This is a genomic window from Variovorax monticola (assembly GCF_051216855.1).
In the GTDB taxonomy this organism is placed as follows: domain Bacteria; phylum Pseudomonadota; class Gammaproteobacteria; order Burkholderiales; family Burkholderiaceae_C; genus Variovorax.
The window spans coordinates 305,033-317,836 of the sequence record NZ_JBPJZP010000004.1; the positions used below are offsets into that span (position 1 = coordinate 305,033).

The window sequence follows — 12,804 nt, forward strand, 5'->3', positions numbered from 1 at the left end:
GCGAGATCAGCTGCAAACCTCGCATTGTCGAGCTCACTCCACCGTCACGCTCTTGGCCAGGTTGCGCGGCTTGTCCACGTCGGTGCCGCGCGCCACTGCGGTGTGATACGCCAGCAGCTGCAGCGGCACCACGTGCAGGATCGGCGAGAGCGCGCCGTAGTGCTCGGGCATGCGGATCACGTGCAGCCCCTCGCTGCTCTTGATCTGCGTGTCGCCGTCGGCGAGCACATACAGCACACCGCCGCGCGCGCGCACTTCCTGCAGGTTGCTCTTGAGCTTTTCGAGCAGCGCGTCGTTGGGCGCCACGGCCACCACGGGCATCTCGCTCGTCACCAGCGCGAGCGGGCCGTGCTTGAGCTCGCCGGCGGCGTAGGCCTCGGCGTGGATGTAGGTCACTTCCTTGAGCTTGAGCGCGCCTTCGAGCGCAATCGGGTAGTGCAGGCCGCGCCCCAGGAACAGCGCGTTTTCCTTGCGCGCGAAGTCCTCGGCCCAGCCGATGATCTGCGGCTCGAGCGCCAGCACCGACTGCAGCGCGACCGGCAGGTGGCGCATTTCCTTCAGGTAGCGCGCCTCGTCGGCATCGCTCAAATGGCCCTTGGCCTGCGCGACGGCGAGCGTGAGCAGAAAGAGGCCCGCCAGCTGCGTGGTGAAGGCCTTGGTCGACGCCACGCCGATTTCCACGCCGGCGCGCGTGATGTACGCCAGCTTGCACTCGCGCACCATCGCGCTGGTGGCCACGTTGCAGATGGTCAGCGTCTGCTCCATGCCGAGCGAGCGGGCGTGCTTCAGCGCGGCCAGCGTGTCGGCGGTTTCGCCCGACTGGCTGATGGTGACCACCAGCATCTTGGGGTCGGGCACGGAGTCGCGGTAGCGGTACTCGCTGGCGATCTCGACCTGGGTGGAGATCTTGGCGATGCCTTCGAGCCAGTACTTGGCGGTGCAGCCGCTGTAGTAGCTGGTGCCGCAGGCCAGGATGAGGATCTTGTCGATGTCCTGGAACACGCGGTGCGCGCTCGCCCCCGTGGCACCGTCCTGCCCGATGCCGTCGAACAGCTCGGGCACGATGCCCTCCACGCCTTCGAGCGTGTCGCCGATGGCGCGCGGCTGCTCGAAGATTTCCTTCTGCATGTAGTGCCGGTAGGGGCCCAGTTCGGCGGCGCCGCTGTGGGCGTGCACGGTGCGCACCGGGCGCTGTTCTGCGGACAGGGGCTTGTGGTTCTTGTCGACGATCCAGTACTTGCCCGGCTGCAGGTCGACCACGTCGCCCTCTTCCAGGTAGACGATCTGGTCGGTCACGCCGGCCAGGGCCATGGCGTCGCTGGCGAGGAAGTTCTCGCCTCCGTCCTTGCCCGCGCCCAGGATCAGCGGCGAGCCGGCGCGCGCACCGACCACGCGCTGGGGCTCGTCGCGGCAGATCACGGCAATGGCGTAGGCGCCGTGCAGTTGCAGCACGGCGGCCTTCACGGCGTCGAACAGGTCGCCGTCGTAGAGGCTGTCGACCAGGTGGGCGATGACCTCGGTGTCGGTCTGGCTCTCGAACACGTAGCCCTTGGCTTCGAGCGCGGCACGCAATGTTTCGTGGTTCTCGATGATGCCGTTGTGCACGAGCGCGATGCGCCCGGGGCGCGCGCCTTGCGCATCGACGCCGGGGCCGTGGCTGAAGTGCGGGTGCGCGTTGTGCACGGCCGGCGCGCCGTGCGTGGCCCAGCGCGTGTGGGCGATGCCGGTGAGGCCTTCGACCTTGTCGTCGTGCACCTGCGTCACGAGGTCCGCCACGCGCGAGGTGGTGCGCGCGCGCGTCAGGCCGCCGGCATGCACCGCCACGCCGCACGAGTCATACCCACGGTATTCGAGCCGCTGAAGACCCTGGACCAGGACCGGAACGATGTTGCGATGGGACGCTGCCCCGACGATGCCGCACATGGTGAGCTGCCTTTGAATGAAGAAGAGACCGAATGGTAGGGAGACGCGAAAGAAATATGTTTTCTAAGTTCGATTGATTTCGGACTTTTATTTCTTCATTTCTCTCATTTGGATTTTTATTCCATAATTTATCAATATATGGAATTAATATCCCTCGATTCAACAGACCTGCGCCTGCTCGATGCGCTGCAGCGCGATGCTTCGCACACCAACCAGCGCCTCGCCTCGGACATCGGCATCTCGCCCCCGACCTGCCTGCGCCGCGTGCAGCGCCTGCGTGAACTCGGGTTGATCGAGCGCCAGGTGGCGCTGCTGTCGCCCGACCGGCTCGCCGCGGTGCTGGGCCACGGTTTGCAGGCGGTGGTCGAAATCTCGCTGGACCGGCAGGACGCGGCCTCGCTCGACGCCTTCGAAACCCGCGTGATCGCCGACGACGCGGTGCAGCAGTGCTGGCGTGTGTCGCCGGGGCCGGACTTCGTGCTGGTGGTCGCGGCGCGCGACATGCCGGACTACGGGGCGCTCACGCAGCGCCTGTTCACGGCGGACGCGAACGTGCGCAATGTGAAGGCCTTCTTCAGCCTCAAGCGGGCGAAGTTCGAGCCTCGGGTGCCGCTGTCGCCCGCCGCCTGAGGAGACTCGCTCAGGCCTTGGGCTTTTTCTGAGGCCGCTTCCAGTTGGCGAAGCTCACCTGCTTGCCCCGCGCCACGGTCAGCGCGCCCGGCTCGGTCGACTTGTTGACGGTCGACCCACCGCCGATGGTGCCGCCCGCACCGATGGTGATCGGGGCCACCAGCACGCAGTTGCTGCCCACGTGCACGTCGTCGCCGATCACGGTGCGGTGCTTGTTGGCGCCGTCGTAGTTGGCGGTGATGCTGCCCGCGCCGTAGTTCACGCGCTCGCCCACGGTCGCGTCGCCCAGGTAGGCCAGGTGGTTGGCCTTGGCGCCGGCGGCCAGCGTCGAATTCTTCACCTCGACGAAATTGCCGATGTGCACCTCGGCACCCAGTTGCGCGCCCGGCCGCAGCCGTGCGAACGGGCCGATGAGCGAGCCCGCGCCCACGCTCACGCCGGCCTTCTCGCCTTCGATGTGGGTGAACGGATGGATCACCGCGCCCGCCTCGATGCGCGCATTGGCAATGACGCAGTTCGCGCCGATGCGCACACCCTCGCCCAGCGACACCGCGCCTTCGAAGATGCAGTTGACGTCGATCTCCACGTCGGTGCCGCACGCGAGCGTGCCGCGCAGGTCGAATCGTGCCGGGTCGGCCAGGCGCACGCCCTGCGCCATCAGCGCGTCGGCCTGGCGAAGTTGCCAGGCGCGCTCGAGCGCCGCGAGCTGGGCCGGGCTGTTGATGCCGGCCACCTGCAAGGCATCGGTGGTGATGTGCGCGACCACGGGCACGCCGTCGGCGGCGGCGAACTTCACCACGTCGGTCAGGTAGTACTCGCCCTGCGCGTTCTTGTTGTCCAGCCGCGCGAGCCAGCCCTTGAGCAGCCGCGCGGGCACGGCCATCACGCCGCTGTAGATCTCGCGCACGGCGCGCTGGGCGTCGGTGGCGTCCTTGTGCTCGACGACGGCGGTCACTTCGCCCCCGGCGGCCGAACGGATCACGCGGCCGTAGCCGCTCGGGTCGTCGAATTCGATGGTCAGCAGCGCCAGGCACCCGCCGGCACTGCCTGAACTGCCGGCGCTGGCCGCGATGAGCGCGCGCAGCGTGTCTTCGCCGATCAGCGGCACGTCGCCCGACAGCACGACCACCGTGCCGTCGTCCGCCAGCAGCGGCGCGGCCTGCTGCACCGCGTGGCCGGTGCCCAGTTGAGGCTCCTGGCGCACGAAGCGTTGTGTCGCGCCCGGCATGCCCCCTGCGAAAGCGGCCATGGCGGCTTCCACTTCGGCCGCGCCGTGCCCGGTCACGAACACCACGTTGCGCGCGCCGATGCGCGCGGCGGTGCCGGCCACATGGGCCAGCAATGCGCGCCCGCCCAATCGATGCAACACTTTGGGCAGCTTGCTCTTCATGCGCGTGCCCTTGCCGGCCGCCATGATGACGACGTCGACCGGCCCCTGGTTGTCTTGATGCGGAGTCTGATTCATGCGTTTTTCTTCCCGATTTCGTTGCGCTGCGGTGGCGCGAATTATCGGCGTGCTGCTGCTGGCCGCGGCCCTGGGCGCCTGCAGCGCGATCAAGCTGGCCTACAACAACCTGCCCACGGTGAGCTACTGGTGGCTCGACGGCTACCTGGATTTCGACAGCGAACAAAGCCCCAGGGTGCGCGACGAGCTGGCGCAACTGCTGGCCTGGCACCGCCAGAACGAGCTGCCGCGCCTGGGCGCGCTGCTGCAGGACGCGCAGGCGCTGGCACCCGGCGAGGTGACGCCCGAGCAGGTCTGCGCCACGGCAGAGCGCATTCGCGAGCGCCTGCTGGCCGTGACCGAACGCGCCGAGCCCGCCGGCACCGAGCTGGCGCTGAGCCTGACCGGTGCCCAGCTGCAGCAGCTGGAGCGCAAGTACGCCAAGAACAACGCCGACTACCGCAAGGACTGGCTGGACCGCACCCCGGCGCAGGTGCACGAGAAGCGCTACGACCAGTTCCTGGACCGCGCCGAGGACTTCTACGGGCGGCTGACCCCGGAGCAGCGCGACCTGCTGAAGGCGCAGGTGGCGCAGTCGGTGTTCGACCCGCGCCTGGCGGACGCCGAGCGCCGCAAGCGCCAGCAGGAGGCGCTGGTGCTGCTGCGCGGCTTCGTCGCCGGCAAGCCCGCACTTGGCGAGGCGCGCGCCGCGCTGCACGCCTACATCCAGCGCATCGCCGAACCGCCGCCCGGGCCCTGGCGCGACCAGCAGCAGGCCCTGATTCAGGAAGGCTGCCGCAACACGGCCGCGTTGCACAACGGCACCACCGCGAGCCAGCGCGCACAGGCGGTGCGCCGGCTGCAGGCCTACCAGGACGACCTGCGGCAACTGGTGGCGGCGGCGCGCTGAGCCGCCCGGGGCGCCGGAGTCAGATGAGGGGAGTCGGGCGCATCGGGCGCTCGAAGTAGTCGCCCAGCGTTTCGAGCGCGTGCGGCTCCAGGATGCGCAGCCAGCCCGTGTCGATCTTGTAGAGGCCCAGGCGCTGCAGCCGCCGCAGCGTCTTGTTGGTGTGCACCAGCGAAAGCCCCAGCGCGTCGGCGATGTGCTGCTGGTTGAACGGAAACTCCACCCAGCCGTCGCGCACCAGGCCCACGCGCTCGGCGCGGCGGTAGAGCTGCATCAGCAGCATGGCCACGCGCTCGCTGGCATTGCGCCGGCCGGTGGTGACGAGGTTGTCGTCCATCATCTTTTCCTCGCGCGCGGCGAGCCAGGTGATGTCGTAGCCGAGCTTGGGCTGGGCGTGGAACAGGCCCCAGAGCCGGTCACGCGAAAAAGCGCACAGCGTGACGTCGGTCACGGCCTCGACGCCGTGCGTCTGGCCGTCGGCAAATTCGTCCTGCAGGCCGATGAAGTCGCCGGGCAACAAAAAACTCAATATCTGCCGCCGGCCGTCGCTCAGCGTCTTGTAGCGGAAGGCCCAGCCCGAGTAGATCGTGAACAGCTGCGGGCTGCGGCGGTGCTCGTCGACGATCGAGCCGCCCGATTCGATGCGCCGGGCGCCGACGCGAAACGACTGGATGGTCTTGAGTTCTTCCTCGGAAGACGGAAGAAAAGCTTCCAGCTTGCGCAACGCGCAGTCGTCGCACGGATTGACGCCCTGGGGCGGCGGGGCAGCAGCGGGGTAGTCCTCGAATTTCACGCGCCACTATAGGCGTTTCGGCTGTGTCTTTTTACATTTCGCCGTGCCGCAGGGGTGCCTAAACTGCGCTCCGATTCCCCAAAGACGCATGACAGAAGCCCAACCGTTCTACGAAGTCCTCTACTGCAGCACGCTCGCAGCGGACCTGCCCCCGACCACCGTGGGCGCCATCGCCACCCGTGCCCGCGCCCGCAATGCCGAGCGCGGCATCACGGGCTTGCTGGTGTTCGACGGCATGCGCTTCTGCCAGCACCTGGAAGGCCCGCACGAGGCGGTCGATGCGCTGATGCAGCACATCGGGGACGACCCGCGCCACACCGACATCCGCGTGGTGTACGAGGCGCCGCTGTCGGTGCGCCGCTACACCGGCTTCGGCATGGGCCTGGCCGAGAGCGAAGGCCCCGACCTCATGGCCGGCGTGCACGCGCTGGACGGCGAGGTGGCCTTGCGGCACTTCCTGGCGCTGCTGCCGAGCTTCGACATCAACGGCTGAACGGCACCGGCCGTTCGCTGGAAGAAGCTTCAAAAAGAAAAAGGCGGCCGAGGCCGCCGTTTGAGCTGCTGGAAGCCGAACAATCAGGCGTTGTCCCAGCTGTAGGTCGCGCCGTAGCCGTCCCACGCCTCCATCACGATGCGCTGGCCCGCAGCCACCGCCAGCGATTCGCCCGGTGCGAGCACCAGGTCTTCGCTGGGGTTGGCGAGCGTGGCGTCGGGCGTGATCCATACCCGGCCCTGCTTCACGCGCAACACGCTGGCCGCGCGCGCCTTCAGGCTCATCGCCTCGCCGGGCGCGATCTGCCAGGCGCCGCGGCGAACGGCCGGCGGAATGGCGGCGGTGGTGCGGGCGGTGGCGGACAGGGGCGAGAGCGATTCGGTGGTGCAGACGGCGGTGGACATGTTGAAACTCCTTGGGGCTCCGGAAGCGCCGGCCGGTCAGACAGAGACGGAGGCAATAGCGCAGTTCGGGAATGAATGATCGTTTCCAAGGCGCCTTGAGTCCAATGAAAACGAGGTAGGCTACTGATGCGATTCCCGCATCAATGGACCAGAACGCGGATTCGCCCACTCCAAGTCACACCCATGCAACATTCGCAAACCCATCTGCGCTCCCGCCCGATCTCGGCCGGCCACCTGCGCGCCTTCGAGGCCGTGGCCCGGCACCTGAATTTCCGCGCCGCCGCCGAGGAGATGGCGCTGACCCAGTCGGCCGTGAGCCGCCAGATCCAGTCGCTCGAGGAAGAGGTGGGCGTGGGGCTGTTCCTGCGCCACACGCGGGCCGTGGAGCTCACCAGCGCCGGGGCGCTGCTGCTGCTGGCGGTGCAGCAGTCGCTGCCGCGCATCGACACGGCGGTGCGCCAGATCCGCCAGAGCGCGGGACGCCAGAGCGTGTCGCTGACCACCTTTGCGTCGTTCGCCTCGATGTGGCTCATTCCGCGGCTGGAGGCCTTCCAGCGCGACAACCCCGAGATCGACATCCGCATCGACGCCAGCGACGTGGCGGTCGACCTCGAAGTGGCCGACGTGGACATCGCGCTGCGCTACGGCCCGCGCGAGTCCATGCCGGCCGCCGCCGTGCGCCTGTTCGGCGAAACGCTGACGCCGGTGGCCAGCCCGTGGCTGCTGAAGAGCAACCCGCCCATCAAGACGCCCGCCGACATCACCCGCTTCACGCTGATCGAGGCCGGCGACGCCCACCGCACCCACCTGGAATGGCTGACCTGGCGGCGCTGGTTCGAGGTGAACGGACTGGAGCGGGCGCAACCCAAGCGCTGGCTCTACTTCAACTACGCCTACCAGATGGTGCAGGCCGCGCTGACCGGCCAGGGCATCACGCTGGCGCGCAGCTCGCTGATTGCCGAGAGCCTGGCCAACGGCGACCTGGTGGAGGTGCTGCCGCAGCACCGCATGGATTCGCCGATGGCCTACTGGCTCATCGCAGGGCCGCGCAATGCGCTGCGGCCCGAGATCCGGGCTTTCTGGGACTGGCTGCAGCTGCAGGCCGTCACCACCCGCGAGACCATCGGCGAGGTGCCCGACCCGGACACGGTCGACGACATCGACTGACTATGCCAACCTCAGGAACACCGCGGAACCGGCTTTGCCGGGCCGCAGGTGTTGCCCCCGGCGAGGGGGGAGGAGAAGCGACACGAAGTGCGCGAAGCCTGGGGGAGTGTCAAGCGAAGGGCCAGACGACGCCGTTGTCGTTGAGGATGGCGTCCAGCGGCAGGTCGTGCGCCTCGGGCTCGAAGTCTTCCAGGAAGCCGTGGGTGAACCCTAGCCCCACCGTGAACGGCCGCGGCTCCAGGGCCGCCAGCGTGCGGTCGTAGAAGCCGCCGCCGTAGCCCAGCCGGTAGCCGCCGGCGCTGTAGCCCACGCAGGGCACGAACAGCAGGGTCGGCACGATGAGCTCGGTGTCCTTGGGCTTGGGAATGCCGTAGGCGTCTTCTTCCATCTGGCAGCCCGGGTACCAGGCATGGAAGGTCAGCGTCTTGTGAACTTTGTTGATTACCGGCAGTCCGATGCGGCGCCGCTGGGTTTCTTCCATGAGCTCGCCGTCTTCCTTCCAACGATGCAACGCAGGCAGCGGATCGAACTCGCCCTTGATCGGCCAGTAGGCGCCGATGACGGTGTCGGGCCGCCCGACCAGCCAGATCCGCATGACGCGCTGCAGCAGGTCCGCGCGTGTCAGCCGGTCCGGCATTGCCAGGCGTTGTTCGATCAATGCCTTGCGCAGTTGATCCTTCAGAAAACTCGCCGTCGCCGAGGTGTCGGCATCCTTTGACTTGTCCATAATCCCCCGATGCAGTTCCCAAGCATTTTGGCACCCCAGCGCACCAGCCACCGCACTCACCAGCGCAGCGCAGCACCGGCACTGGTTTTTTCCGCCGTCCTGGCCTTCGCCGCGTTGCTTTCACAGCAACCCGCCGCCGCACAGAACAACACCAACGACGACGTGCTCGTCCAGATGAAGCAGGCCTTCCAGCGCGGCGACAAGGCCCGCCTGAGCGGCCTGCTGCCGCAAGCACGCGGCCATGCCCTCGAACCTTGGGCCGCCTACTGGGAACTCAAGGCGCGGCTGCAGGAAGCCGCCCCCACCGAAGTGCAAGACTTTTTTGCGCGCTACCCCGGCACCTACCAGGAAGACCGCCTGCGCAACGACTGGCTGCTTCTCACGGGCCAGCGCCGCGACTGGGACAACTTCTCCGCCGCCGTGGCCGGCTTTCGCATGGGCGACGACGCGCAGGTGCGCTGCTACGCCGTGCTGGCCGACACGCTGCGCACCGGCACCGCCACGCAGGCCCAGGCCGACCAGGTGCGCCGCGACTGGCTCGGCCAGAAGGACGCCGACGACGGCTGCCTCACCGCCGCCGACCGCATGTTCGCGGCCCGCCTGCTGGCCCCCAACGACGTCTGGAAGAAGGCGCGCCTGGCCATCGAGGCCAACCGCCCGCAGGCCGCGCGCGCCGCCGTCACCATCGCCGCGCCCGACGCGCTGCCGCTGTTCGAGGAAATGAACGCCAGCTCGGCCAAGTTCCTGACCGGGCGCGCCTTCGTGGCCGCCAAGTCGCGCAAGGAGCTGGTGGTGCTGGCGCTCGTCAAGGTCGCCATCGCCGACCCCGAGCAGGCCGCCACGCAGCTCGACAGCAAGTGGGGCCCGATGCTCTCGGCCGAAGAGCGCAACTGGCTCTGGGGCACCATCGGGCGCGCCGCCGCGCTCAAGCTCTGGCCGCAGGCCGGCACCTACTTCGGCAACGTCACCAAGAACAGCGACCTGTCCGACGACATGCTCGGCTGGCGCGTGCGCGCCGCCCTGCGCGCCGGCCAGTGGAAAGAGGTGGCGCCCGCCATCAATGCCATGAGCGACACCGCCCAGCTCGACCCCACCTGGGTCTACTGGAAGGCCCGCGCGCTGGCCACCGAGCGCAGCGAAGAGCGCCGCGCCCAGGCGCGCGAGCTCTACCAGAGCATTGCCGGCTCGCGCGGCTTCTACGAGATGCTGGCGCTCGAAGAACTGGGCCAGCGCACCGCGGTCGCCACCCGCCCCGCGCCGCTCACGCCCGAGGAAAAGGCCGCCGCGCGCGCCAACCCGGGGCTGGCACGCGGCCTGTACGCCATTGCCATCGGCCTGCGCTCCGAAGGCACGCGCGAGTGGAACTACGCCACCAACCTGCACGACAAGGGCGGCATGGACGACCGCGCCCTGCTGGCCGCGGCCGACTTCGCCTGCCAGCGCGAGGTGTGGGACCGCTGCATCAACACCAGCGAGCGCACCAAGGGCGTGGTCGACGTCGATCAGCGCTTCCCCATGCCCTTTCACGACACGGTGCTGCGCAAGGCGCAGGACATCGGCCTGGACCCGGCCTACGTGTACGGCCTGATCCGCCAGGAAAGCCGCTTCATCATGGACGCGCGCTCCGGAGTGGGCGCCTCGGGCCTGATGCAGGTCATGCCCGCCACCGCGCGCTGGACCGCCCGCAAGATCGGCCTGGCCGACTTCACGCCCGGCCAGATCAACGACCGCGAGACCAACATCACCATCGGCACCAACTACCTGAAGCTGGCGCTCGACGACTTCGACGGTTCCATGGCGCTGGCCGCCGCGGCCTACAACGCCGGCCCCGGCCGCCCGCGCAGCTGGCGCAACGGCCCGGTCGTCGAGGCCGCCATCTGGGCGGAGAACGTGCCCTTCAACGAGACGCGCGACTACGTGAAGAAGGTGCTGGCCAACACCACCAACTACGCCGCCATCATCAGCGGCAAGCCGCAGTCGCTGAAGGAGCGACTGGGCCGCGTGGGGCCGCGCGACGCGGCCGAGCCGGAACCGAACAAGGACCTGCCCTGAGCTGGCGCGACGAAGTCCTGGACACCATCGCGTCCGAGTTCTCGGACGTGACCGACGTCGCGCAGCTCACGCGCATCGTGCTGCGCCTGACGCTGGCCGCGGTGCTGGGCTTCGTGCTCGGCTTCGAGCGCGAGCAGCAGGGCAAGGCAGCCGGCGTGCGCACGCACATGCTGGTGGCCATCGGCTCGGCGATGTTCGTGCTGATTCCGCAGCAGACCGGCATCGTGCCGGCCGACATGAGCCGCGTGATCCAGGGGCTGGTGGCGGGCGTGGGCTTCCTGTGCGCCGGCACCATCCTGAAGCAGGGCAAGGACGAGACGCATGTGCAGGGCCTGACCACCGCGGCCGGCCTGTGGATGACCGCCGCCATCGGCATGGCCTGCGGACTCGGCCGCGAGACCACCGCGGTGCTGAGCGCGCTGCTGGCGCTGGCAGTGCTGTCGCTGGTGCCGCGCCTGGTGGGCGTGATCGAGCGCACGTTCGGCAACGGCAACCAGGCCGACGACGCAGCCAGGTCGACCGCCCGGGTCATCGCCTCGCCGGACGACGCCCCCCGCCGCTGAGCGCGGGCGCATCAATGCGCGCTGCGTTGGGCATCAATGGCGCACCGGCGCACGGCTAGCATCCAAGGCTTTGTTTCACCCGCAACGAACCCGAGGCCCCTCTCATGCGCAAGCTCTACATCGGCAACAAGAATTACTCGTCATGGTCGATGCGCCCCTGGGTGCTCATGAAGCAGGCCGGCATCGACTTCGAAGAGGTGATGGTGCGCTTCGACTCCTTCGAGGCCGACTCGACGTTCAAGAGCGTCATCGCGCCCCTCAACCCGGTGGCCAAGGTGCCATTGCTGGTCGACGGCGACCTCGTCGTGTGGGACACGCTGGCCATTGCCGAATACCTGGCCGAGACCTTCCCCGGCAAGCAACTCTGGCCCGCGGCGGCCGCCGACCGGGCACGCGCGCGCAGCGTCTGCGCCGAGATGCATTCGGGCTTCGGCGGCCTGCGCGGCCATTGCGGCATGAACATCGAGGCCTCGCTGCCTGAAGTGGGCGCCCGGTTGCTGAAGGAACAGCCCGCGGTCGCCGCCGACCTCGCGCGCATCGTGCAGATGTGGAGCGGCCTGCTCGACGCGCACGGGGGCCCGATGCTGTTCGGCGACTTCAGCATTGCCGACGCCTACTTCACGCCCATCGGCACGCGCATCAAGACCTTCGGGCTGCCGGTGCCGCCGCAGCTCACGGCCTACATCGAGCGCGTGCAGGCGCTGCCTGGCGTCAAGGCCTGGATCGACGGCGCACTGGCGGAAAAGGATTTCCTGCAGTTCGAAGAGCCCTACCGCACGGGGCGGTAAGGCTTTCGCTCTTTCGAACGGGAGGGGGTCAGAACCTGTAGGTCGCCGCCACGTACGTGACGATCGGGTTCAGCTTCAGGCTGGCCTCGCTCGTGGCCACGGGTGTGCCGTAGATCGAGGTGGTCGTCAGCTTGGCCTTGGTCTTCAGCGGGATGTAGGACACCGAGAACGACACGCCCCAGTGCTTGTCGAACTGGTAGGCCGCGCCCACGTTGATGACCGGTGCGAACGAGCTGTCGAGCTTGGCCGTGGTGTTCACCGCGAGCGGCGACTGGCGGAACTGGCTGGCCAGCGCGCCCTGCAGGTTCGAGGTCAGCTTGACGTCGCTGTACCAGACATAGGTCGCGCCCAGCCCGACGAAGGGACGGAAGGCGTCGGTGCCCTCGTTGAAGAAATACTTGCCCAGGATGGTCGGGCTCCACTGGCGCGCCTGGCCCAGCTCGCCCACGCGGCCCAGCGTGCCGGTGCCGTTGAGCTTGAACTTGGGCGGCACGCCGAACACCCCTTCCACGGCCCAATGGCTGTCCAGGAAGTACGTGGCGTTCAGGCCCAGGGTGTCGGAGTCGCTCACGCTCGCGCCGGAGCCGGCGAGCACCGCGGGGAACGGCGAGGTCACGGTCAGCGGCTTGCTGGAATCCTGAGGTGACAGATGAAACCAGCCTGCGCCAACGACCAGGTCGCCGGCCTGCTGCGCCACGGCGCTTCCGGACGCGAGCGCGCCCAGAGCCGCCAGCGCAATCATTGTTTTCTTCATGATGTGAATTGCTCCTTTGGTTGAAAGACTCCCTGCGAATTCGGGCGATGGCTTGTGATTGCCGCTTGAAACCCTTCGTTCGACGAACGATTGCCCGGTTCGCGGCGCGATTATCGAACGACCGTTCTTTTTTACGAGTGCGGACTATCCCTACACTGC

Annotated in this window: 13 protein-coding genes; 7 read left to right on the forward strand and 6 right to left on the reverse strand. The window is 68.2% G+C overall.

Features of this window, described 5'->3' with window-relative positions:
* Window positions 1-33 precede the first annotated feature (33 nt).
* Complete coding sequence (gene glmS, locus ACSFA5_RS16020) at window positions 34-1,923, reverse strand: glutamine--fructose-6-phosphate transaminase (isomerizing) (RefSeq protein ID WP_435445027.1); 1,890 nt, start codon at window positions 1,921-1,923, stop codon at window positions 34-36.
* 138 nt (window positions 1,924-2,061) lie between these two features.
* On the opposite strand from glmS, the gene ACSFA5_RS16025 reads away from it, so the two are divergent.
* The gene (locus ACSFA5_RS16025) at window positions 2,062-2,553 is read left to right on the forward strand and encodes an Lrp/AsnC family transcriptional regulator (protein WP_435445028.1); all 492 of its coding nucleotides are present in this window, start codon (window positions 2,062-2,064) and stop codon (window positions 2,551-2,553) included.
* Between the two features lie 10 nt (window positions 2,554-2,563).
* Here ACSFA5_RS16025 and glmU read toward each other — a convergent pair whose 3' ends face one another.
* Entirely contained in the window at window positions 2,564-4,018 is a 1,455-nt protein-coding gene (glmU, locus tag ACSFA5_RS16030) for a bifunctional UDP-N-acetylglucosamine diphosphorylase/glucosamine-1-phosphate N-acetyltransferase GlmU (RefSeq protein WP_435445029.1), read from the reverse strand.
* A gap of 31 nt (window positions 4,019-4,049) precedes the next feature.
* Between glmU and ACSFA5_RS16035 the strand changes: the two genes are divergently transcribed.
* Window positions 4,050-4,907 carry a DUF6279 family lipoprotein gene (locus tag ACSFA5_RS16035; protein ID WP_435445030.1) on the forward strand — a complete coding sequence of 286 codons (858 nt, stop codon included), beginning with the start codon at window positions 4,050-4,052 and terminating at the stop codon, window positions 4,905-4,907.
* A gap of 19 nt (window positions 4,908-4,926) precedes the next feature.
* Here the strand turns inward: ACSFA5_RS16035 and ACSFA5_RS16040 are convergent, their stop codons facing one another.
* Entirely contained in the window at window positions 4,927-5,697 is a 771-nt protein-coding gene (locus ACSFA5_RS16040) for a Crp/Fnr family transcriptional regulator (protein ID WP_435445031.1), read from the reverse strand.
* An 88-nt stretch (window positions 5,698-5,785) separates the two neighbouring features.
* On the opposite strand from ACSFA5_RS16040, the gene ACSFA5_RS16045 reads away from it, so the two are divergent.
* A complete protein-coding gene (locus tag ACSFA5_RS16045; protein ID WP_435445032.1) occupies window positions 5,786-6,190 on the forward strand; it encodes a BLUF domain-containing protein in 405 nt (134 codons plus the stop codon).
* 83 nt (window positions 6,191-6,273) lie between these two features.
* On the opposite strand, the gene ACSFA5_RS16050 is transcribed toward ACSFA5_RS16045, so the two are convergent.
* Window positions 6,274-6,594 (reverse strand): DUF2917 domain-containing protein, encoded by a 321-nt coding sequence (locus ACSFA5_RS16050; RefSeq protein WP_435445033.1) that lies wholly within the window; start codon window positions 6,592-6,594, stop codon window positions 6,274-6,276.
* Between the two features lie 183 nt (window positions 6,595-6,777).
* Here ACSFA5_RS16050 and ACSFA5_RS16055 point away from each other — a divergent pair, with 183 nt between their 5' ends.
* Window positions 6,778-7,761: a LysR substrate-binding domain-containing protein gene (locus ACSFA5_RS16055; protein ID WP_435445034.1), complete on the forward strand. Its 984-nt coding sequence runs from the start codon at window positions 6,778-6,780 to the stop codon at window positions 7,759-7,761.
* Between the two features lie 109 nt (window positions 7,762-7,870).
* Here ACSFA5_RS16055 and ACSFA5_RS16060 read toward each other — a convergent pair whose 3' ends face one another.
* On the reverse strand, window positions 7,871-8,488 hold the full coding sequence (locus tag ACSFA5_RS16060) for a 5-formyltetrahydrofolate cyclo-ligase (protein ID WP_435445035.1): 618 nt from the start codon (window positions 8,486-8,488) through the stop codon (window positions 7,871-7,873).
* Between the two features lie 9 nt (window positions 8,489-8,497).
* Here ACSFA5_RS16060 and ACSFA5_RS16065 point away from each other — a divergent pair, with 9 nt between their 5' ends.
* The 3 genes from ACSFA5_RS16065 (at window position 8,498) to ACSFA5_RS16075 (ending at window position 11,891) form a co-directional block, all read left to right on the forward strand.
* Window positions 8,498-10,540, forward strand: coding sequence for a lytic transglycosylase domain-containing protein (locus ACSFA5_RS16065; protein WP_435445036.1), 2,043 nt, complete (start codon window positions 8,498-8,500; stop codon window positions 10,538-10,540).
* Complete coding sequence (locus ACSFA5_RS16070; RefSeq protein WP_435445355.1) at window positions 10,537-11,103, forward strand: MgtC/SapB family protein; 567 nt, start codon at window positions 10,537-10,539, stop codon at window positions 11,101-11,103. The genes ACSFA5_RS16065 and ACSFA5_RS16070 overlap by 4 nt, the downstream gene beginning before the upstream one ends.
* Window positions 11,104-11,207: 104 nt before the next feature.
* A complete protein-coding gene (locus ACSFA5_RS16075) occupies window positions 11,208-11,891 on the forward strand; it encodes a glutathione S-transferase family protein (RefSeq protein ID WP_435445037.1) in 684 nt (227 codons plus the stop codon).
* 28 nt (window positions 11,892-11,919) lie between these two features.
* On the opposite strand, the gene ACSFA5_RS16080 is transcribed toward ACSFA5_RS16075, so the two are convergent.
* Window positions 11,920-12,645 (reverse strand): OmpW/AlkL family protein, encoded by a 726-nt coding sequence (locus ACSFA5_RS16080; RefSeq protein ID WP_435445038.1) that lies wholly within the window; start codon window positions 12,643-12,645, stop codon window positions 11,920-11,922.
* Window positions 12,646-12,804 lie beyond the last annotated feature (159 nt).